15 protein-coding genes (1 of these 15 cut by a window edge) are annotated in these 22720 nt (G+C 65.1%); 8 read left to right on the forward strand and 7 right to left on the reverse strand.

The genetic code is table 11. From position 1 onward, the window contains the following. Window positions 1-6: 6 nt before the first annotated feature. The 4 genes from FA85_RS12905 to FA85_RS12920 all read right to left on the reverse strand — a co-directional run bounded on the left by FA85_RS12905 (window position 7) and on the right by FA85_RS12920 (window position 9799). Window positions 7-7377, reverse strand: a complete 7371-nt coding sequence (locus tag FA85_RS12905; RefSeq protein WP_081907596.1) for a SpvB/TcaC N-terminal domain-containing protein — start codon at window positions 7375-7377, stop codon at window positions 7-9. A gap of 146 nt (window positions 7378-7523) precedes the next feature. Further along, a complete protein-coding gene (locus FA85_RS12910) occupies window positions 7524-7916 on the reverse strand; it encodes an RcnB family protein (protein ID WP_036116177.1) in 393 nt (130 codons plus the stop codon). Between the two features lie 24 nt (window positions 7917-7940). Continuing rightward, on the reverse strand, window positions 7941-8363 hold the full coding sequence (locus FA85_RS12915; protein WP_036116175.1) for an RcnB family protein: 423 nt from the start codon (window positions 8361-8363) through the stop codon (window positions 7941-7943). A 149-nt stretch (window positions 8364-8512) separates the two neighbouring features. Continuing rightward, a complete protein-coding gene (locus tag FA85_RS12920; RefSeq protein ID WP_036116174.1) occupies window positions 8513-9799 on the reverse strand; it encodes an amidohydrolase family protein in 1287 nt (428 codons plus the stop codon). A 115-nt stretch (window positions 9800-9914) separates the two neighbouring features. Between FA85_RS12920 and FA85_RS12925 the strand changes: the two genes are divergently transcribed. Further along, window positions 9915-11129, forward strand: coding sequence for a putative DNA modification/repair radical SAM protein (locus FA85_RS12925; RefSeq protein WP_036116172.1), 1215 nt, complete (start codon window positions 9915-9917; stop codon window positions 11127-11129). A 2-nt stretch (window positions 11130-11131) separates the two neighbouring features. After that, complete coding sequence (locus FA85_RS12930) at window positions 11132-12550, forward strand: UdgX family uracil-DNA binding protein (protein ID WP_036116165.1); 1419 nt, start codon at window positions 11132-11134, stop codon at window positions 12548-12550. Window positions 12551-12677: 127 nt separating this feature from the next. Here FA85_RS12930 and FA85_RS12935 read toward each other — a convergent pair whose 3' ends face one another. Next, the gene (locus FA85_RS12935) at window positions 12678-13934 is read right to left on the reverse strand and encodes a 6-phosphofructokinase (protein ID WP_036116163.1); all 1257 of its coding nucleotides are present in this window, start codon (window positions 13932-13934) and stop codon (window positions 12678-12680) included. A 176-nt stretch (window positions 13935-14110) separates the two neighbouring features. On the opposite strand from FA85_RS12935, the gene FA85_RS12940 reads away from it, so the two are divergent. The 6 genes from FA85_RS12940 to FA85_RS12965 all read left to right on the forward strand — a co-directional run bounded on the left by FA85_RS12940 (window position 14111) and on the right by FA85_RS12965 (window position 20651). Beyond that, a complete protein-coding gene (locus tag FA85_RS12940) occupies window positions 14111-14695 on the forward strand; it encodes an adenylate kinase (RefSeq protein WP_036116161.1) in 585 nt (194 codons plus the stop codon). 5 nt (window positions 14696-14700) lie between these two features. Further along, window positions 14701-16059, forward strand: coding sequence for a UDP-N-acetylmuramate:L-alanyl-gamma-D-glutamyl-meso-diaminopimelate ligase (gene mpl, locus FA85_RS12945; RefSeq protein ID WP_036116159.1), 1359 nt, complete (start codon window positions 14701-14703; stop codon window positions 16057-16059). Between the two features lie 10 nt (window positions 16060-16069). Continuing rightward, window positions 16070-16672, forward strand: coding sequence for an LON peptidase substrate-binding domain-containing protein (locus FA85_RS12950; RefSeq protein WP_036116158.1), 603 nt, complete (start codon window positions 16070-16072; stop codon window positions 16670-16672). 11 nt (window positions 16673-16683) lie between these two features. Continuing rightward, window positions 16684-17499, forward strand: coding sequence for an SDR family oxidoreductase (locus FA85_RS12955; protein WP_036116156.1), 816 nt, complete (start codon window positions 16684-16686; stop codon window positions 17497-17499). Window positions 17500-17712: 213 nt separating this feature from the next. Next, on the forward strand, window positions 17713-19050 hold the full coding sequence (locus tag FA85_RS12960; RefSeq protein ID WP_036116153.1) for a sigma-54 interaction domain-containing protein: 1338 nt from the start codon (window positions 17713-17715) through the stop codon (window positions 19048-19050). Window positions 19051-19403: 353 nt separating this feature from the next. After that, on the forward strand, window positions 19404-20651 hold the full coding sequence (locus tag FA85_RS12965; protein ID WP_036116152.1) for an acetylornithine/succinylornithine family transaminase: 1248 nt from the start codon (window positions 19404-19406) through the stop codon (window positions 20649-20651). 162 nt (window positions 20652-20813) lie between these two features. Here the strand turns inward: FA85_RS12965 and hemL are convergent, their stop codons facing one another. Both hemL and thiE read right to left on the reverse strand, forming a co-directional pair. Then, window positions 20814-22091, reverse strand: coding sequence for a glutamate-1-semialdehyde 2,1-aminomutase (hemL, locus tag FA85_RS12970; RefSeq protein WP_036116151.1), 1278 nt, complete (start codon window positions 22089-22091; stop codon window positions 20814-20816). Beyond that, on the reverse strand, window positions 22088-22720 hold the 3' portion of the coding sequence (gene thiE / locus FA85_RS12975) for a thiamine phosphate synthase (RefSeq protein WP_036116150.1). 15 nt of this gene lie beyond the right edge of the window; the window shows 633 of its 648 coding nt (coding positions 16-648); its start codon lies off the right edge, out of view — the gene reads right to left on this strand; the stop codon is at window positions 22088-22090. The genes hemL and thiE overlap by 4 nt, the downstream gene beginning before the upstream one ends.

The raw sequence follows: 22720 nt of genomic DNA on the forward strand, positions 1-22720 counted from the left end.
CTACGATCAAAATTCCAGTTGCCGCGACGTACCCGGACGGTGCGGCGGTGATCGCGGAGTTCTGTTCCCCTGGACGGGTGACCGCGGGGGGCGGTGCCCGGGCGGCGGCATATCCGTGGTGAGCGCTCGATAAAGGATGGGGTGTCGCTGCGCCAACTCCGAGGGGCGGCCGCGAGGAGAGCGGCTTCTATCTTGTCGCGATTCGCCGCGGCTGGAACGTCCGCTCTCGCTGGTGTGATGCGAGCTCCCCGAATTTCTGCTTGATACGCTGCTGGAGCGGCTGGAGCGGCTGGATACGCTGCTGGAACGGCTGCTACCCGATGATGCGTAGTTGCTCTCGGCATCACTGCGATAGTCCGGACGGCGATGTCTGCGCTCATTGTCCGGCCGATTTTGCGATGCGGGTCTCTCAGGCAAGTATCCGCTGTTGTTAGAGCGGCCCGTCTGCACCCGTGCGATGGCGCCATGCGGCACTGGTGCGCCGCTCAGAATGCCGTCGCAGTGATAGCAGGCCACGAATGGCAAGAGTTTCCTATCGATCTGCCCGGTCGATGCTGCACGTCCGAGCTGAATGGATGGTCGTAATTTGACGGTGAATACGATGACTCTCTCCGGGATGTCGTTAAATGCAAGACGACTCGCGAGGATGCGATTTGCCTGGTTGATCGCCTGAACTTCGGCGTGTGCGCCGCCGATACCGTCCACACGCCGCATGGGCCGAACCTCAACGGTGACATCACCCTGATCTCGCGGAGCGGTATGTGGCGCGAGATGCTGACGGATGTTCTCTATCGTCCATTGATGAAGCTCTGCCGGTGCGGCGTGGGGCTCACGGCGGATTGCCCTGCTATCGCTGGCAGAGCGTCTGAATGCACGATTGATGCCGCCGATATACGCATCGAAGTCGGTAATCGCAAACTGACTCGCCGTCCTCGCAGTGCCCCCCTGAAGATGCTGCTCAGCAATGTTGAACGACACGTTGGATCCCCTGATTTCCCCATGCGTCAGCGGCGTTGTGCCGGGGAACGGCCCATCGCCATACACCGGAGCCACTGGATTGACGAAGCCATTCTGCGCGATCCCGACGACCGCGTTGTTCTGAAGGCTTACCTGCAGCGTATCGGCATGCGTCTCCAGCGCATGGGACACGGCCTGCAAGCTGAACGTTCCAGTGACAGGAATGAAAAATCCCGCGTACGCGGCGCCTCGCTGTAAGGCTTGCTCGCCCGTCTGCCCCTCGCGCAGGCGTGCGGAAACGTAACGTGCGGCGTCGTCCAAGAATAGTCGTCTTGCCCTGGCGATATCGGCTCCGGGCGTGCGCATGCCTCGTTCGTCCTGGTCTCGCACGAGGCGCTCCTCGGGCGTCATGAGCCCATCGACGTCTTCGTGAGTGACGGGGTTGCCGTGGACCATCGCATAGCGATTGAGGCCGGCTGCATCGGCTGCCGGATCCGGCGACATCCATCGCCATTGCCACGCCTCGTAGAATCGGTGGCCGAAGTCCTGGCCTCCCCAGCTTTCCCGTTCCTTGCCGCTGTAACGGACATTCTTCGCCGCTTCATCCGCTTCGGCGCGGGCAGCGCGTAACGCCGAAGTACCGTATGGATGGTATTCCTCGCTCGTCAGCATGGTGCCGCTGTCGTCCACCACATAAGAAGCCGGTCGGGAGGTCGTATCCAGTTCATAAGACACCGCGGGGGAGCCCTGGTGTACCCGCATGCGGAGCACGACGCCTTCTGCCGGCACTTCGAGGACGTCCGTTTCGCCGAGTGAGCCGCTTTGCTGTGCGAGCGCGCCATCGTAACGGATTTCGCCGGTGCCATCGGGTCTCCACCAGGTCTTGCGGAGGCGCATGCCGTCGCCCCCGTACGTGCTGACCTCGTGGCCATCTGGATCGCTCACCGAGCCGAGTTCATGCAGGCGCCCCTCCGTGTCCCAGAGTAGACGTCGTTTGCCGGGCCAGAGCACGGACAACCTTCCGGCAGCGTCGAACCACTGGTCCACGTCCCCTGGGACGGCGCCGGTGGCTGCCGGCAATCCGCGATTGGACAGGGCGGCTACCACCGTGGATTCGGATCGCAAACGGCCATCGTCGCGACGATGTTCGACGTTCACTACGTTATCGGATGCATCGTACTCAAATCGTTGGGTGTAGCCCACGGTGAGCGAGGGGAGTACGGGACCGAGGATCAGCGGAGGAAGGGCGCCGTCGACCGGCGACGTCACGGACTCACGGCCCGAAGCCTCGACCAGGCGGTAGCCGCCGTCGTAGCGATAATGGCGCTGGTCGTCATCGCCAAGGTCCAGGGCGATGATGTTACCAACGCGGTCACGGGTGATCCGCGTCTGGTGAAGGACACCGCCCGCTCCGGTCGCGGTGGACTCGGAGATCAGGCGCCCGGTTGCAGCCTCGTACTCGAGGGCCCGGGTCATAGAGCCGAAATGCACCTGAAGTGCCCTACCGGCGGCGTCACGCGAGTCGTATCCGACGACGGCAACAGGCGCATCGCCGGTGGTGAAGACCCGTAGTTCCTTCATCGTGCGATCCGCGGCCCACGATGCTTCTTGCCGGTAGCCTGCGGAGTGGGTGATCGAGACGGGCGCTCCCAGCGCGTCGCAATCCATATGGGTCACCGAAGCTTCCGCTTCGAGCGCGTCGTCGATCGTATCGTTATCGATCCAGTTCGCCAGGACGCCTGCCTTCAGAAGTCGACGCGACCGAGTCAACGGGCGGCCCAGAAGCGATGCACGAACGATATCGATGCGTCCACCTGTGTCGTACGTACATGTCGCCAACGACGCGAGATTGTCTCCCGACGGGGAGCTCTCCGGGTCGCGGTAAGCGACTCGTGTGATGGTTCGGCGGGATGTGCCGGTCGCCACGTCGGTAGTGGTCAGCCGCCCGGCGGCATCGTAGGTCCATTCGTGGTCCACACCTGTCGCATCCCGTCGCCAGACCAGGTTGCCCGCATCGTTGGTAAGCGACCAGACGTCCCCGGCATCGGCGCTCCACACGTGACCGGCGCCGAGACCTGTGGCGTACGTTCGCACGGCTTGCCCCTGCGGAAAGGATCGTGCGTCGACTACCGATACAGGCTGTCCGTCGAGGTGAAGCAAGGTGCGTTCGATGCAAGGTTCCGTCACGTCCGATGTGGCGCCAGCAAGATAGCGGGTGAAGCGGATAGCCGTGCCGCCCGCATCGAAGGAAACCATCTGCGGTGAGGAAGGAAGCGGGTCAGCAAGGTTTTGCTTCGCGGCGACGCGGTTCTCGTCCTCGTCGACCGTGTACCAGCTAAAGCGCCAGGTTCTTTTCGTGCGTCCCTCGGCATCGGTCGTCGCTGTCAGGCGCGCACGCGCATCCCATGCGAAGCGCGTCGCGCCGACATCGGGAGGTATGGCGCGGTAGAGCCAGTCCTGTGTGCCGTAAGGCAGTGAACTGGCGGCAATCGGGCCATCCGTTATCCAGTGGAACTGCCGTTGCACGGACCATGCCGTTGCTGTTGACGACGCTGCGTGCACTTCCCTGATCAGCCTCCCGAAACCGTCGAAATGCACGATCGAGCGATGAAATTGACGCGCGGCGTCGGTGGGATAGCGATCGGCGACGATCTTCAGAGCATGCGTGGGCTGCCTTTCGGTGTCCCAGGCATTTTCGTTGGCAACCCATGCGAAGCCATGATCGCCCACCGCACTTCCCGGGTCGTCCACGCTCTCGCCGACGGTCGAGGCAGGTAGTGGTGTGACGGGAGATATCTGGCCGAAACCGGTGTCGGACACTACGCCGGCGGAGTCGCGTTGTTTGCCATGGATGGTGCCGCGCCGAAGCGAACCGAAGGCATCCATGGCGATGGAGCGGACGACGCCGTTGGCATCGGTTGTTCGCCACGGCCGAAGCCGGCGGTAGTCGATGTCGAATCGCACGTTCCAACCGACAGGGTCACTGGCGCTGATGACGAACAGGTCGCTGGCATCGTAGCGATAGGATGTCCATCCGATGCTTCGCGCTGGAGAGTCGCGTCGGACGCGGAAGAAATGGTCGCGACCATCGTATTCACGCAGCTCCAGTTCCTCGCCGAGGAGGCCTTCCGATGGACTCATCAAGCGGCTGCGCATAGGTATATGACCGGCGTGGTCTGCCATCGTCGCAAAGCGGTCGTCGCCAAGCTCCAACCGGAAGCCGGTCTGCGCTTCGGCGTCGATGCTTGCGACCATGACACACGCGACCAGGCCGTTCAGATCAGGGAGAGCCTGGCCATCGGCCGATACATACTCGGTCGAAGAAAGAGCGACCAGTGCGCGTGTCCCATGAAGGGTAGGGTCGCTCTCTCCCTCGAAGCGCTCGGCGCGGATGGTTGCGGTGGGCAAGGCGACGTTACTCAGGATCATGCGGTCTACTCGCCAGTCTCCCGCAAGTCCAAGTCGCCACGCCTGGCGATCGGAACTGTGCCACGGCATGATATGAGTTTCCACAACGGTCTGAACATGTTGCTGTTCGTCGTGCGAGTCGGCCCATAGTCGGCGGCTTTCATCGTCATCTGGAGGGCATCCCATCTCTCGCGAGCACGCTACGCGGATGGTTCGCCGCGCGATGCCGAAAGCGTCGTGATCGAGATACAGGCCATGCTCTCGTCGAGGATCGCTTTCCCAGCCGGAGCGATCCTCGTTCGAATCCTCGAGCATGAGCGGCAGCGAACATCCGAAAGGTGCGGCTTCGCCGGCCGCCACGACGCGGCGCACCTGATGTCTGACCTCGGTGAGGGCGATAAGCATGGTGTTCTCGCCTACGTTGTCGCACTCGTAAGTTTCCCTTCGACGGAGAGATCCGATCAGCGCATGACGCAGCTCATTGGCGTCTTCGGGGTTCTGCAGAGGATCGTCACGGTCATCCGAGCCGAGCCATTGTGTGAACCGCACTTCCGCTAGCGGGATCGCGCCTGGGGCCGCGTCGTTGAAACCCGTACGCCCATCGTCGACGGACGCGTCTCCAACGTGGTACCAGCAACGCTGTAAGTTAGCGGCGATGCTGTCGTCTCCTGGCACGGTCAACGTATCGATACGTTGAAACCCACGACATATGTTTTCCACGGCGTCGTGGTGGCCGTCGCGATAGGCGTACTCGCGATAGCAGGACCGGCCGGCAATCTCGTCGGTCAAGGTGATGCGTTTGGCAACGGGTATGGCGTAAGGGAGTCTGTCGATGGGGCATAGCCCTTGGTGAGCGCCGTCAAGCGCTTCCTGCGCACTACTCCGCCAATCCACACGGGTGAGCGCGCCCTGGTGGTTGTCGGTCGTGGCGAGACGAAGGGGGAACGGCAGTCCGATATCCATTCGCCATCTCGTCGGCCGGTTACCCGCGACACCGGGTGCCTGTATCAGCAGGCTGAATCCTCCGCGTCCTGCAACGTCGCCTGTCTCGAAGCGCCACGTATCGTCCAGCCGGTAGCCGTCGGGCCAGGCACGTATCAGCGCCTGATCGAAACCATGGCCGGATCGGTTAAAGAAAATCAACAACCCCCGGCGCGATGCGTAGAGAATGTCGGCAAGCCCGTCGCCATCGACATCGACCACGAAGAGTCGTGCAGGGTCGAGGTTTTCACCGACATCGAGCTGGCAGACGGCACGACGAGCGGCAAGCCGTCCATGACCCCTGTCGGCCCAGGCGACAACCGCGCCATGGACATCCACTGTGACGAGGTCATTTGCTCCAGGGACCAGGAGCGCGGCGAACGCTTTCCATTCGCGTGGATCCGACCCTGTGGGGAGCGCGTCGGCGAGGTGCATCTCGGTGCGGGGTGGAAGAAAGTCGCCGGCGGCGTTTCGCGCAAAGATGCGGAGTGCATGCCGTTCTACGATGACCATCGCACGGCGACCTGAGCCGTCGATGTCGACCTCGTGGGCAAATGAAGGGACGTATTCCGTCGGCATGGACGTGCACGAGGTGAAGCGCGTCCATTGCTTGTTCGACCCGATTCGGTTCGTTCCCTTGACGGTGTCGGTGTTGAGCATCCATTCCAGCCGGCCGTCGCTGCTGGCATCGACGAATCGCCAGGGACTGCTTCCGACGAATTCGAGGAGCGATGTGCCAGGTTTACCCGTGCTTGGCATGGGTAAAGCTACCGCCGGCCCGTAGACAATGCCGTCCGCTTCGCCAGGATTTCTGTACGGTTCGGCATATAGCCATCCCACGGTGCTCTGCCAGAGCAGTCCGGGAAGGCCCCCGCCGTAGAGATCGATCAGTCGGATATCGGACGTCCGATCCATCGGGGAGGGGCAGTCGAAGATGCAGGTCTGGCCTAAGGATGCGTCGGGTTCGTTCCAGGTAAGCGTCAGGGGAGGCAGCGCGTGACATTTCTCGTGCTCGTCGTATGCCAGTCGTGTTACTCGCTGGAGCAGGCAATAGCGAGGCGTGGCCGTGTAATCCAGGAGCAGGCGATGCACCAGTACGGGATTCGCCCCGAGCAGGGGGAAGCGATGGAATGCGAGGATCTGACGGCAAAGGCGTAGTTGCCGATGTTCGAATCCATACGCGACATCGCATACCGGGTCGGGTCGTGCTGGCCAAGGCGCGCCGGGCTCATACGACGGACAGGAGGATGGCCCTGTGTCCCGGGCCCCGTAATCGAATATGCAGTCGAAGTGCCAGTCATCGTCAGGCAGGGTCGCGGTTTCCCAGACGAGCAGATTCGCTCCGGGGTGGCGGTTCCCATAGCGGATGCGAGATAGGTAGCGAGCGGAGGTGGAGTCGCGACCATCGTCCGGGTGTCCCACGCCGTCTTCTCGCGCATATTCGTAGACGGTGCGTGCTCCGTGCGGTGAGAGCGATTCCTGGACGCGCCACTCTGCGATCCTCCCGGGGTCGGCGGGGTCGCTCAGTCGCGCGTCGGCGTGCGCGCCATAGACGTGCAGCGTACCGTCCGCATCGTGCACGAGCCAGAAATCGTGTGCGCCTTCCGCTTGCCAATGCTCGATGCGTCTGAAGGCTCCTTCCACCCTGGGAAGGAACTGGCGAACACGAAAGGGCATTGGAAGTGCATCGCCCCGGAACGACGTCACGCTCGTCTCATCCCAGGGGAAAATGGGCGATCCATCAGGCCCGCAGAAATTGTCCGTGTCGTCGAATCGCAACGCTGTTCCGCCCGGGCGTCTTGCGATCGGAAGCATGTTGAGGCTCCAGCCAACACCGAAAGGGCCGGAGGCACAAGTCGACACATAGGAAAAGCGAAGTATGGGTGCCCCCCTGGCTGCGGGAAGCGGCAGGGGGATCTCGAACGAGACCGCTCCACGGATATCCGGATCTTCCCAGTTCGTGCCGATCGGAGGTGACACGACGGGCGCGGTGAGCGACTCCGGCTCGATAACTCCAAGACGAGCATTCATGATGTCGACACATCCATGCGTCAGAGATTGCCGTCTCCTTTATAGCCCGAATCCGCCTTCATGCACGGGCTCAGCGTTCGGATCGGCACAAATCCATATGCCGATCCGGCGCTTCAGACCACAATCCCTTGTTAAGCCTCACTTCGTTACTGCGACAGAATGTCCGCGATCACACCGGTGGCGATCGCCACGAGCAGCAGATCGTTGTTATCGGCGCGCACCCAGTGGTAGCCACGTGGCGGTTCGCGGAGGTGACGCTCGCGATAATCGTTCACGACGACCACGCGACCGTCATAGCGGTGACCGCGCTCCCAGTGACCGCCCGGGCGCGGGTGCCAGTCGGCACGACGATCGTCGTGGCGGTCGTCCCGATGGTCGCGATGATCGTCGCGGCGGTCGTCGCGATGATCGTCACGACGATCGTTGCGATTGTCGTGATCGTCGTGGTGCCAGTCCTGCGGCGCCGGTGCCAGGGCGAAAGCCGGTGCGATCGCGCCAGCTGCGGCGATGCAGAAAACCATTCTTGTGAGCATCTTCATGAGCGAGTCTCTGTTAAGCGCGCTTTAGCGCGTGGCGATGTCGAGGATGATGCCGGTCGCCACAGCGACGAGCAGAAAATCGTTGTTCTCGCGGACCCAGTGGTAGCCGCGCGGCGGCGGGCGCAGGCGGTAGCTGCCGTAGTCGTACACGACGACGTTGCGACCGGCGTAGCGGTGCCCGCGCTCCCAGTGGCCGTAGTACCGCGGCGGGGGCGGACGGTAGTAGTGATCCGGCCCGTGGTGATACCCGCCGTAGTAGCGCGGCGGCGGGGGCGGCGGACGGTGACCGTGCCAGCCGTTGTCATGATGCCAGTCGCCACGGTCATGGCCGCGATCATGCCCACGGTAGTCACCGTGGCGATCGTGATCGCGGTGGTCGTCGGCGAACGCCGCGGTCGTGGCGACCAGAGCGAGGGCGGCAAAGGCGGTACGAAGCATCATTTTCATAGCCTGTCTCCTGGACGATCGTCTCGCCGTGACTCGCTACGGCCGATCGACGATTCGGATGCTATGAAGGGAAAGCTGAACGCAAAGTCTTACATTTTGAAAGGTTCACGAAAGCGTTCACTGTCGCGACAGCTATTGAACCCGTCGGTTCAGGAAATCGATCCGGGCCGGAACTCAAGTGTCAGATTCGACGGGCGTTCCGTCAGAAAGAGCGCCGAACGCCGTTCAGGTGCGCGGGCAAGGATTTTTCCGCTCCGAACGACCAGAAGACGGGCCGCCTTCAGCCGGATGGCCTCGAAGGCGTCACCCGCCTGAAGTAGAACGAAGTCCGCACGGTGGCCCGGCTGGATCCCGTAGCCTTCCAGCCCGAGGACGCGCGCGGCGTTGACCGTCACCGCGTCGAAGCAATGTGCGACGCCCCGGGTCGAGGTCATCTGCGCCACATGCAGGCCCATGTGTGCCACTTCCAGCATGTCGCCGGAGCCCATGCCGTACCAGGGATCCATCACGCAGTCGTGGCCGAACGCGACATTGACGCCCGCATCGAGCAACTCGGGGACACGCGTCATGCCGCGACGCTTCGGGTAGGTGTCGTGCCGGCCCTGGAGGGTGATGTTGATCAGCGGATTGGCGATGGCATGCACGCCCGCCTCGGCGATCAGCGGTAGCAGCTTGGACACGTAGTAGTTGCCCATCGAATGCATCGAGGTGAGATGCGACCCGGTGACGCGATCCTGCAGGCCCGTGCGCACCGTTTCCGCCGCAAGCGTCTCGATATGCCGTGACAGCGGGTCGTCGGATTCGTCGCAGTGCATATCCACCCGCAGGCCACGTTCGGCGGCGAGTTCGCACAGCCAGCGGACGGATGCCGCGCCGTCGGCCATCGTGCGTTCGAAGTGCGGGATGCCGCCGACCACGTCCACGCCCATGTCGAGGGCGCGGACCAGGTTGGCCTTCGCGGTCGGTGAACGGAGCAGCCCGTCCTGTGGGAAAGCGACGAGTTCGAGATGCAGGTAGGGCGCGACGCGGCGCTTCACGTCGAGCAGGGCCTCGGTCGCCAGCAGACGGTCGTCACAGATGTCGACGTGGCTGCGGATGGCGAGCAGGCCCTGGGCCACCGCCATGTCGCAGTAGGCCATGGCGCGGTCGACCAGCGCCTGCTGCGTGAGGTCGGGCTTGAGTTCGCCCCATAGTGCGATGCCTTCGAGCAGGGTGCCGGAGGCGTTGAGGCGTGGCAGGCCCAGGGACAACGTCGCATCCATGTGGAAATGCGCGTCGACGAACGGCGGGCTGACCAGACGGCCGTGCGCGTCGATCTCTTCGACGCCCTTTGCCGGAAGCGCCGGCTGGATCGCTGCGAATCGCCCGCCCTCGATGCCGATGTCGACGTCCTTGCGGCCGTCGGGAAGCGTGGCGTGACGGATGATGAGGTCCATGGTGGGCGCCGGTGTTTAAAGCAGGGATGATAACGGGCGGGTCGCTGGCGGGGTAATCGCTCGATCGGCCGCCTTCACGCAGGCCCGGCCCGGTTTTGGCACCATCACTTCCCCCATGAAGCTTTCCGACAAACTCGCCATCCTCGCCGACGCCGCGAAGTACGACGCGTCCTGCTCATCCAGCGGTGGCAAGGGCCGCAACTCGCTGAAAAGCGGGGGCATCGGCTCGACCGAAGGTATGGGCATCTGTCATGCGTACGCGCCGGACGGCCGCTGTATATCGCTGTTGAAGATCCTGCTGACCAATTTCTGCGTTTACGACTGCGTGTACTGCGTCAACCGGCGCAGCAGCAATGTGCCGCGAGCGCGCTTCACGGCTGAGGAAGTGGTCAATCTCACCCTCGAGTTCTACCGGCGCAATTACATCGAGGGCCTGTTTCTCTCGTCAGGCATCATCCAGTCGCCCGACTACACGATGGAGCAGCTGGTGCGCGTGGCACGTACGCTGCGCACCGAGCACAAGTTCGGCGGCTACATCCACCTCAAGACCATTCCCGACGCGTCGCCTGAACTCATCGACGCCGCCGGTCGCTGGGCGGATCGCCTGAGCATCAACGTCGAGATGCCGACCGAAGGCGGCTTGAAGTCGCTGGCGCCGGAGAAACACCTGGGTGACATCCGCAGCGCGATGGGTCGCTTGCGCCTGTCCATCGACGAAGCCAAGGCGGAGAAGAAGGCGCCTCGCTTCGCGCCTGCCGGTCAGAGCACGCAGATGATCGTCGGTGCCGACGATGCCAGCGACCGCGACGTGCTCTCGGCCAGCACCAACCTGTATACGAATTACCGGCTGCGTCGCGTCTACTATTCGGCCTTCAGCCCGATCCCCGACGCGTCGAAGATCCTGCCGCTGAAGCCACCGCCGCTGGTACGCGAGCACCGCCTCTACCAGGCGGACTGGCTGATGCGCTTCTACGGCTTCGGCGCCGACGAAATCGCGCCGCCGGGCGACGACGGCATGCTGTCGCTCGACGTCGATCCGAAGCTGGCCTGGGCGCTGCGCCATCGGGATCAGTTCCCCGTGGATGTGAACCGCGCGCCACGCGAGACCTTGTTGCGCGTGCCTGGCCTTGGCGTCAAGACGGTCGACAAGATGATCGCGATGCGAGGGCACCGGCGTATCCGCTATGACGATCTCATTCGCCTGCGTGTGCCGGTGAAGAAAGTGGCACCCTTCGTCGAGACGGTCGATCACCGTCCGCGCGGGGATCACGAGAGCGTGGCGCTTCGCCGTGACCTGCGCGAGCCCTCGCAGCCGGATCTTTTCGGCTGATCATGCGCGTCGTCACGCTGGACGATCCGTCGGACTTCGACGAGTGGCGCGCCAAGGCGCGGGCGCTGTTGCTGGCCGACATCGAACCGTCCGAAGTGGACTGGGAGGGCGGCGGCACCGGCGGATTGTTCGCCGGCGACGACGCGATTCCTCCGCCTGTGCGCACCAGCGTTCCCGCCGTCCCCCGCGACTTTCTGAATGTCGCCAGCGCCGTGCTGGCGCATACCGACAGGCGTCGCCACGCCACGCTCTATCGCATGCTGTGGCGGCTGGCGCACGGTGAGAAAGCCTTGCTGCGCATCGCTACCGACGACGATGTCGCCTGGGCGCACACCTGCGTCAAGCAGGTCAGCCGCGACATGCACAAGATGAAGGCGTTCGTGCGCTTTCGTGAAGTCCGGTATGGGGAGGACACGGTCTACGTCGCCTGGTTCGAGCCGTCGTTCGACATTGTCAAACGCGTCGCGCCATTTTTCGTGCGCCGCTTCACCGGCATGCACTGGTCCCTGCTGACGCCGTCACGCACGGCGCACTGGAATGGCGAGACGCTGTCGTTCGGGCCGGGTGCGAGCAGGGCGGATGCACCCACCGACGATGCGCTCGAAGATCTCTGGCGCACGTATTACGCCAGCATCTTCAATCCGGCCCGGTTGAAAGTCGATGCGATGCGGCGCGAGATGCCGGTGAAGTACTGGAAGAACCTGCCGGAAGCGAAGCTCATTCCAGGCCTGGTACGCGACGCGTTACCGAGGATGCAGGCGATGGTCGACAAGCAGCCGACGATTCCGAAGAAGAAAATCACGCCGCTGCAGAAAGCCGTCGCGGCGGCGCCCGAAGGCAGTATCACGGCGTTGCGCGCGCAGGCGCGCGAATGCCGAGCCTGCGACCTGTGGAAGCCCGCGACGCAGACGGTGTTCGGCGAAGGCCCGGTGCACGCGAAGGTGGTGGTGATCGGCGAGCAGCCGGGCGATCAGGAAGATCTGGCCGGAAAGCCGTTCGTCGGGCCAGCCGGCAAACTGTTCGACCGCGCGCTGGAAGAGGCGGGGATCGAGCGCGACCTCCTCTATGTCACCAACACGGTGAAGCACTTCAAGTTCGAGCCGCGCGGAAAGGTGCGGTTACACAAACGTGCCAACGCGGAGGAGCAGGCCGCCTGCCGACCCTGGCTCGCAGCCGAGATCGATCGTGTCCAGCCCGAGGCCCTGGTCTGCCTTGGCGCCATGGCGGCGCAGGCGGTGTTCGGTTCGTCGTTCCGGCTGATGGCGCAACGTGGCGAATGGATCGACCTGCCCGATGGACGGAAGGCGATGGCCACGGTGCACCCTTCGTATCTGCTGCGCTTGCCGGATGCCGAGGCGAGAGAGGCGGGGTATGCGGAGTTCGTGCGGGATCTGGGGTTGATGCACGGTGTGTTGGACTGAGGTCGGAGCATCGCGCGCAGGCGCGCTCCTACACGTACACGGTGACCATGTAGGAGCGCGCCTGCGCGCGACCCACACCGCGACGACCGCTGGCGCGCCCCGCTCGCCGCCGGCCCGACGCGACACGTCACCCAGGCTTGAACTTCCTCAGCTTCTTCGGCACCGAAGCATTCTTCAGCGTCACATACACCGGCAGCCCATCGTCGCCGTAGGGCGGGGGCACCTCCCCCACGATCAGCGGCGCCAGATACCGTCGCGCCGCCGCGGTGATCCCGAAGCCATCCTTCGACATGAAGTTCTTCGGCATCTTCTTCTCGTGGTTGGCGATCTTGTCCAGCGGCGCCGCTTCGATCTTCCACTTATACGGCTCATCGGACACGCGCACGATCACCGGCATGATCGCGTTGAGCCCCTCGGCGGCGTACTCCACCGCCTTCTTGCCCACCGCGTACGCCTGATCGACGTCCGTCTTGGATGCGACATGCCGTGCCGAGCGCTGCAGGTAGTCGGGCAACGCCCAGTGATACTTGTAGCCCAGCTTCTCGCGAACGAGAGCCGCCAGCACCGGTGCCGCACCGCCGAGCTGCGCATGGCCGAACGCATCGCGCGCGCCGGACTCGGCCAGGAACGTGCCCTCCTTGTTCTTCACCCCCTCGGATACCACGACCGTGCAGTAGCCGACCTTCTCGACCGTGGCCTGCACCCTGGCCAGGAAGGCCTCGGGGTCGAACACGTTCTCCGGGAACAGGATGACGTGCGGTGCATCGTTGGGTCCCGAGCCCGCCAGCCCGGCGGCCGCGGCGATCCAGCCCGCGTGGCGGCCCATGACCTCGATGATGAACACCTTGGTCGAGGTGTCGGCCATGGAGGCGACGTCCAGGCTCGCTTCGCGGACGGCGATGGCGGTGTACTTGGCCACGGAGCCGAAGCCCGGGCAGGTGTCGGTCACCACCAGGTCGTTGTCGATGGTTTTCGGCACGCCGATGCAGTTGACCTCGTAGCCGAGTGCCTGGCCGATCCTGGAGACCTTGTTGGCCGTGTCCGCCGAGTCGTTGCCGCCGTTATAAAGGAAGGTACGTATGTCGTGCGCCTTGAAGACCTCGATCAGGCGCTCGTATTCGGCGCGGTTCTCTTCGAGCGACTTGAGCTTGTAGCGGCAGGAGCCGAAGGCGCCGCCCGGCGTGTGCTTCAGCGCGGCGATGTTCGCCTTGGCTTCCCTGGTCGTGTCGATCAGCTCCTCGCGCAGTGCGCCGAGGATCCCGTTGCGCGCGGCATAGACGGGGATGCCCTTGTCCCGGGCGGTCTCGATGACGCCGGCGGCGGTGGCGTTGATGACGGCGGAGACACCGCCCGACTGGGCGTAGAGAATTTTGCCGGCGGCCATGCTTCGGGTCCTTCTGCGGGAGCGGAGCAGGCAGGGTAACGCGACGCGCGTCAAACCGCCCTACACCTGCGACATGTCGCCTGTTTGACGGCGTGGCGCCCCGCCCGTTACCTTGAGACCCATTTTCTTGTGTCCGGCGGCGGGGTTACCCCGCATGTCCGACGAACGGAGCATCAATGCGACTCGTGCTATTCGGCGCCCCCGGCTCCGGCAAAGGTACTCAGGCCACCCGCCTCAAGGAGCGCCTCGGCGTGCCGCACATCTCCACCGGCGATCTTCTGCGCGGTGAGATCAAGGCAGGCACCGAGCTCGGCCTCAAGGCCAAGGGCCTGATGGACGCCGGTCAGCTGCTGCCCGACGACATCATGCTCGGCATCATCGAGCACCGTCTGGGCGAGCCGGACGCCGGGCCGGGCTTCATCCTCGACGGCTACCCGCGCAACCTGGCCCAGGCCGACGCGCTGGACACCGTGCTGGCCCGTATCGGCCAGCCGCTGGACGTGGTGGTCAAGCTCGACGTGCCCGACGCGGCCATCATCGGCCGCTGCGAGGTCCGTTTCGAGAAGGAAGGCCGTCCCGACGACAACCCGGATACGGTCAAGAAGCGTCTTGGCATCTATGCCGACCAGACCGCTCCGGTAGCCGACTTCTACAAGCAGCGCGGCAAGCTGCAGGTCGTCGACGGCGTCGGCGAACTCGACGAGGTCACCCAGCGCGTGCTGGATGTGCTGCCCGGTAACGTCAAGGCCGCCAGCGCCTGACCCCCGTGCGCGTCCATATCCTCGGTATCTGCGGCACCTTCATGGGAGGAGTCGCCGCGCTGGCGCGTGAGCTCGGTCTGACGGTCGAGGGTTCGGACGCCAACGTCTACCCGCCCATGAGCACCCAGCTCGAGCAGCTCGGCATCGGTCTGATGCAGGGTTACAGGGCGGAGCACCTGCAGCCCGCGCCCGATCTGGTGGTGGTGGGCAACGCGATGACGCGCGGCAACCCGGCGGTCGAGTACATGCTCGACGCGGGCCTGCGCTATATCTCCGGCCCGCAATGGCTGGGCGAGACGCTGCTGGGCGGGCGTGAGGTGCTGGCTGTCGCCGGCACCCACGGCAAGACCACGACCACCAGCTTGCTGGCGCATCTGCTCGAAGCCGCGGGGCAGTCGCCCGGGTTCCTGATCGGCGGTGTCCCGGGCAACTTCGACGTGTCCGCGCGGCGTGGCACCGGTAAGCCCTTCGTCATCGAAGCCGACGAATACGACTCGGCGTTCTTCGACAAGCGCTCCAAGTTCGTTCATTACCGCCCGCGCATCGCCATTCTCAACAACCTCGAATACGACCACGCGGATATCTTCCCGGACGTCGCCGCCATCCAGCGCCAGTTCCACCATCTCGTGCGGACGGTGCCCGGCAATGGCCGGCTGATCGTCAACGCCGAGGATCCGTATCTGGCCGAGGTGCTGGCGATGGGTGCGTGGACGCCGGTCGAAACCTTCGGCATCGACGCGGGCGACTGGCGTGCCGAGCTGATCGCCGCCGACGGTTCGCACTTCCGTGTGCGCCGTGGTGACACCGCGCTCGGCGAGATTCGCTGGGGTTCGCTCGGGCGTCACAACGTGATGAACGCGCTGGCCGCGCTGGCGGCGGCGACCGCCGCCGGTGCCGATCCCGTGGCGTTGCTGCCGGCCTTCGCCGATTTCGCCAGTGCCCGGCGGCGGATGGAGCTGATCGGCCAGGCAAAGGGCGTCACCGTTTACGACGACTTCGCCCATCACCCGACCGCCATCGCCACGACGCTGGCCGGCCTTCGCGCCAAAGTCGGTAAGGGTCGCATCGTCGTGGCACTCGAGCCGCGCTCCAATTCGATGCGTCTGGGCGCGCATGCCGATGCGCTGGCGCCCTCGCTCGCCGATGCGGATCGTGTGGTGTTTCTGCATCGTCCCGAGCTGGCCTGGGACGCGGGCAAGGTGACCGGCGCACTCGGTGGCCGCGGAACCACCGCCTCCACCGTCGATGCCCTGATCGACGCGCTGGTCGCCGAAGCGGCGGACGGCGACCAGGTCGTCTTCATGTCCAACGGTGGCTTCGAAGGCGCGCCCCGGCGCTTCTTCAACGCGCTGGACGCAGGTTAGACTCAGGGGCATGGCTGCCACCACGCCCGCACTCGATCTGCCGTTGTTTCCCCTGTCGAACGTCCTCTTCCCGGGCGGTCACCTGCAGCTGCGCATCTTCGAACCGCGCTACATCGACCTCGTGCGCGAATGCTCGCGGACCGGTCGCGCGTTCGGCGTCTGCATGATCCTCGAGGGCCGTGAGGCGGGACAGCCCGCGGTGCCCGCCGCCGTCGGCACGCTGGCCACCATCACCGACTTTCATACCAGTGAGGACGGCTTGCTCGGCATCGTCGCCCAGGGCGGTCAGCGCTTTCGCGTCACCCGCACGCGCGTGCGTTCGGACGGCCAGGTGCGCGGTGACATCGCGCCGTGGGTCGACGAACCGAAGATGGAACTGCCGGCGGAATTCGGCTTGCTCGCGACGATTCTGGAGCGGCTCGCCGATCAGATGATGCCGCCGTGGCGTCATGACATGGCCGAGCACGCCGACGACGCGAGCTGGGTCGGTTTTCGTCTTTCCGAACTGCTGCCGCTGGATCCGAACGAGTGCCAGCACATGCTCGAGCTCGACGACCCGCTGCAACGCCTGGCCGAATTGCGTGACATCCTCCCGCGCTTCCAGCGCGCCTAAGGGGTACCACCATGACATCGCTGAAGGGCAAGACGCTGTTCATCACCGGCGCGTCGCGCGGTATCGGCCTGGCGATCGCGAAGCGCGCGGCCCGTGACGGCGCCAACATCGTCATCGCGGCCAAGAGCAGCGTGGCCAATCCGAAGCTGCCGGGAACCATCCACAGCGCAGCCGCCGAGATCGAAGCGGAAGGTGGCGTGGCGCTGCCCCTGAAAGTGGACATCCGTGAGGAAGCCGAGGTGCGCATGGCGGCGGCTACGGCAGCCGAGCGCTTCGGCGGCATCGACATCGTGGTGAACAACGCCAGCGCGATCTGGCTGAAGGGCGTCGAAGACACGCCGATGAAACGCTTCGACCTGATGCACGAGGTGAACACCCGCGGCACGTTCCTGGTGACGCAGGCCTGCCTGCCGTACCTGAAAGAAGCCGCGAATCCGCACGTGCTGATGCTGTCGCCTCCGCCTAGCATCGACCCGACGTGGTACGCGCCGCATGTGGCCTACACGATCGCCAAGTTCGGCATGAGCCTTTGTGTCCTGGGTATGGCGCCCGAGTTCGCGCCGATGGGTATCGCCGTCAACGCTTTGTGGCCCCGGACGGTGATCGCCACGGCGGCCATCGCCATGATCGATGGCGTCCGCCCGCAGAACTGCCGCACGCCCGCGATCGTGGCCGATGCGGCGCATGCCATCCTGACGCGGCCTTCCCGTGATTACACCGGGCACTTCGTCATCGATGAAGACATCCTGCGGGAGCAGGGTGTCACCGACTTCGACCGCTACGCCGTGGTGCCCGGCGAACCGCTGCTGCCCGATTTGTTTCTGTAGCTACCGCGACAGCTATGCCGCGGCCTCCCGGGAGCTAGCCCGTTTGGCGTATGGCCGCTTCCGGCAGGCAGCGGTACCGTCTCTCCCTGTCGCCGCCGGCTGACAGCCGAGTGGCGATGTGGGGCTTGTCGGCCAGCAGGGGGTGCCGGCGGCGGGTCCGGTCATGAATCCGCGAGAGCCGGCAGCAGGCCACGTATCGTGTGAGGAGCAGGCATGTCGCGCGGGGAAATGACGGGTCGTTGTGTCGTCTGGGTGGGCAGGCCGAGCGTCGAGGAACACTTCGGTCTGATCCGGGCGGGATGGCGTACGTTGGTAGCCGATCCCGGTCGTGTGGGCGGCGACCTGCCCGAGTGCGGTGAGATGGCGGTCGCCGTGGTCGACCTGCGTTCGGCGGCTCCTGAAGCCCTGAAACTCCTGGGCGAACTGCGGCGGTTGCATCCCGGCATGCCCTGGATCGGGCTCACCGGTCCACACACGCCCTCCAGCGACCCTGCCGTCCGGCTCGCCTTGCCCTGCGCGCTCGAACTCATCGACGGCGCGTCGTCGTTCGCCGCCCTGCGCCAGGCGCTGCTCAGGGTGCCGCATGAGGGTGGTCTCGAGCCGCCGGACGAGCGCCCCACCGTGATGACCGGCGACAGCCCGGCCATTCGCGCACTGTCACAGAACATTCGAAAATTCGCGCCGGTCGAACTCCCGCTCCTCATTACGGGCGAGACAGGCACCGGCAAGGAAATGGCCGCCCGCGCCCTGCATCAACTCTCCGGCCGTCACGGAAAGCCGTTCGCCGCGATCAATTGCGGTGCGCTGCCGGCCAACCTGGTCCAGTCGGAATTGTTCGGGCACGAGCGCGGTGCCTTCACCGGCGCGACGGCACGGCGTATCGGCCATTTCGAGGCGGCGGACGGCGGCACCGTCTTTCTCGACGAGATCGGTGACCTTCCGCTGGATGCCCAGACCAATCTGCTGCGTGTGCTTCAGGAAGGAACGATCGATCGCGTCGGCAGCTGTCAGTCCGTGCATGTCGACGTCCGCGTGCTGGCCGCCACTCATGTGGACCTGGAAAAGGCCGTCGCCCAGGGCCGTTTCCGCGAGGACCTGTTCTACCGGCTCAACGTGCTCCGACTGCGGATGCCGCCCCTGCGGGAGCGCGCCGGCGATATCGAGCTGCTGGCCCAGCATTTTCTCGACGCTTTCCGCGAAACCTATGGCACGCGCGCACGGGCCTTCAGCACCGCCGCGCGCAAGGCGATGAACGGCTTCCCGTGGCCGGGCAACGTCCGTGAGCTGATGAACCGCGTGCAGCGCGCCGCCGTCATTGCCGACGACGCCCTCATTACGCCCGAGGATCTCGAGCTGACGCCGGATGCGCCCGGCGGCGACCGGGACAGCCTTGGCAGCGCCCGAACCTCGGCCGAGCGCGAGGCGATCGTCGATTGTCTGCGCGCCAGTGCGTTCAACATCAGCGAATGCGCGCGCCGTCTGCGCGTCTCCCGCGTCACCGTCTATCGCCTTTGCAAGAAGCACCAGCTGGCGCTCGACCAGCTGCGTTGATCCGTCAGCGGAGTGAAGAAAACTCCCGGTCCTCTGGGGGACCGGGAGTTCCCATTCGTCGCTCGGCTTGGCAGGGTCGTCGGGCGAACGAACATCGCGGGCTTCACAGGGCCTTGTCCCACAGGCAGCAAACGCCGTGCCACGTGGCAGGTGCTTTGATTCGCAAGGAGTTTCCCGTCGGTCTGCGGCGCGTGGCCGTTCAGCCGCTGAAGCGGCGTGTCACAGAGTCGTTGCACGCGCGGTACAGCCGATCATACGATGCGGGTTCGATGTCGGACCGCAGAGCGTACCGTGCGATTCCATCCGTTTCTGTAAGGGTTCCGGCGCTGCGGCCGGGCCCGGGAGTTCGTTCCATGTCCTCGCATCCTGTCGATTCCTCCGATCTCATCGGCCTCGGCAAGCGCTACTGGCTGTCCGTTTATCGTCCCCGCGACGTCGTCCTTGACCACGGCAAGGGCTCCCGCGTCTGGGATACCGAAGGCCGCGACTACCTCGATTTCGGTGCGGGCATCGCGGTCAACGCGCTGGGTCACCAGGACCCCGATCTGGTCGCCGCGCTGACCACGCAGGCCGGCAAGCTCTGGCACGCAAGCAATGTCTTCTGGACCGAGCCGCCGCTGCGCCTGGCCGAAGAACTGATCGGGCACGCCCCGTTCGCCGAGCGGGTCTTTCTCTGCAACTCCGGCACGGAGGCCAACGAGGCCGCCATCAAGCTGGTGCGCAAGTGGGCTACTTCGAAGGGCCGCCCGCCGGAAGAGCGCGTCATCATCACCTTCAAGGGCTCGTTTCACGGGCGCACGCTCGCGTCGGTGACGGCTACGGCGCAGCCGAAATACCAGGAAGGTTACGAGCCGTTGCCCGGTGGCTTCCGCTATGTGGCATTCAACGACGTGCCCGCACTGGAAGAAGCGTTTGCGCAGGGCGGCGTGTCGGCGGTGATGCTGGAGCCGATTCAGGGCGAGGGCGGCGTGATGCCGGCCGAACCCGGTTTCCTCAAGGCCGTACGCGAGCTCTGCGACAAGCACGACGCCTTGCTGGTGCTGGATGAAATCCAGTCCGGCATGGGTCGGACGGGCACGCTGTTCGCCCACGCGCACGACCATGTCACGCCCGACATCGTCACGCTGGCCAAGGCGCTGGGCGCGGGCTTCCCGATCGGTGCGATGCTGGTCGGCCCCAAGGTCGCCGACATCATGCAGTTCGGTGCGCATGGCACCACGTTTGGTGGCAATCCGATGGCCGCCGCGGTGGCCCGCGTCGCGCTGAAGAAGATCTCGTCGCCCGCCGTGCTGCTCAACGTCGAACGCCAGGCCAACGACATCCGCGCCGGACTCAACAAGCTCAACCACGACCTGCACCTCTTCTCGGAAGTCCGTGGGCGTGGCCTGATGATCGGTGCGGTGCTCGGTGATGCCTATAAGGGCCGGGCGGGTGAAATCCTCGACCTTGCCGCCGCGCATGGTTTGCTGATTCTGCAGGCCGGCCCCGACGTGCTGCGCATCGTCCCGCCGTTGACCATCACCGACGAAGAAACCGCGGAAGGCCTCGAACGCCTCGGCGCGGCACTGCACGCCTTCACCAAGGAAGCGCAAGTCGCCTGAGCGATCCTGTCGATCCGGCCGGCCTCGCCGCCCGGATCGACGATGCTCTTCTCCGGCAGGAGCCAGCCTGCTGGCGAACCCTCACCCCGCCAAAAAAACGAGTGAAGCCGTGCCGCGCATCCAACGCCAGGCACGGCCTCCACATGCGTTATTCCGCAGACATCACAGCGAAGCAAACACCTCACCCGCCACCGCCACCGTGCCCGCGATGACATCATCGTCGTGCGCGCTGGAAACAAACCCGGCCTCGAACGCCGACGGAGCCAGATACACCCCACGCTCCAGCATCCCGTGGAAGAAGCGGTTGAATGCGTCGACATCCGCCTTCGTCGCCTGCGCATAGCTCTCGACGGTTTCGTCCGTAAAGAACAACCCGAACATACCGCCCACGCGATTGACGCTGAAAGGCACACCGGCACGTTTCGCCGCGCCCAGGATGCCGTCGGTCAGCTTCACCGTGCGCGCCGCCAGATCGTCATGGAAGCCCGGCGCCTGGATCAGTTCAACCATCGCCAGGCCGGCAGCCATCGCCACCGGATTACCCGACAAGGTGCCCGCCTGATAGATCGGACCGGCCGGAGCGATCTGCTCCATCAGGTCGCGGCGGCCACCATAGGCACCGACCGGCATGCCGCCGCCGATGATCTTGCCGAAGCAGGTCAGGTCCGGCGTGATGCCGTAATGCGCCTGCGCGCCGCCGAGAGCCACGCGAAAGCCGGTCATGACTTCGTCGAAAATGAGCAGCACATCATGCTCGGTGCACAGGTCGCGCAAGGCCTGGAGATAACCTTCTTTCGGCGGGATGCAGTTCATGTTGCCGGCGACCGGCTCGATGATCAGGGCGGCGATTTCCTTGCCTTCCTGTGTAAAGAGCAGGCGGGCGGCATCGATGTCGTTATAGGGGAGGGTGAGCGTCAGGTCGGCCGACGCCTTGGGCACGCCCGGCGAGGTCGGCACGCCGAAGGTCAGCGCGCCCGAACCGGCCTTCACCAGAAAGCTGTCGCCGTGGCCGTGGTAGCAGCCTTCGAACTTGACGATCTTCGAGCGGCCGGTCGCACCACGCGCCAGGCGGATCGCCGACATCGTGGCTTCCGTACCCGAGTTGACCATGCGCACCATGTCGATGGACGGCACCAGATCGACGATGGTCTCGGCCATCGTGACCTCGGCGGGGCAGGGCGTGCCGAACGACAGTCCGTTCCTGACGGCGCGTTCGACGGCCTCGCGCACAGCCGGATGATTATGGCCCACGACCATGGGGCCCCAGGAGCCGACGTAATCGATGTAGCGCTTGCCCTCGACGTCCCAGAGGAAGGGACCGTCAGCCCGGGCGGTGAAGAACGGCTCGCCGCCGACCGACCGGAAGGCGCGCACGGGCGAATTGACCCCTCCGGGCAGCAGCTTTCGGGCGCGGGCGAAGAGTTCCTGGTTGCTGGTCATTGAATGATTCCGGGGCGTGAGTCGAAAAGATCGGCGAAGCGGCGCGTCGCGGCCTGGATATCGGGCGCGGCGAAAACGGCGGAGACCACGGCAAGGTAGTCGGCACCCGCTTCGATAAGGACCCGTCCATTGTCGGGGGTGATCCCGCCAATCGCCACGACCGGCAGGCCCAGGAGGGCGACCTGCGTCAAAACGTCGTGCGGGGCGACCGGGGCATGGGGCTTGGTGGTCGACGGGTACATGGCGCCGAAAGCCAGGTAGTCCGCCCCCTCTCCCGCCAGTTGCTTCGCCCGCTCGAGGGATCCATAGCAGGAGACACCGATGATGGCGTCCGGGCCCAGTTCCGCGCGGGCTTCGGCGATCGACACATCCTCGCGGCCCAGATGCACCCCGCCGCCCGTGGCCAGGGCGAGCGGGACGTCGTCATTCACGATAAAGGGCGCGTCGTGGAGGGCGCACAGGCGGGAGATCTCGTCGGCCTCTCTGCGTCGGCGGTCCGCGTCGGTGGACTTGTCGCGGTACTGAAGCATGCGGGCGCCACCGGCCAGCGCGGCCTCGACGGCGGCGAAAAGATCGTCGCGAGGGCCGTCGGTAATCACGTAAACGCCCTTGCCATGCGGGCGGTGTCG

It is taken from the genome of Luteibacter mycovicinus, from assembly GCF_000745235.1.
Taxonomy (GTDB): Bacteria; Pseudomonadota; Gammaproteobacteria; order Xanthomonadales; family Rhodanobacteraceae; genus Luteibacter; species Luteibacter mycovicinus.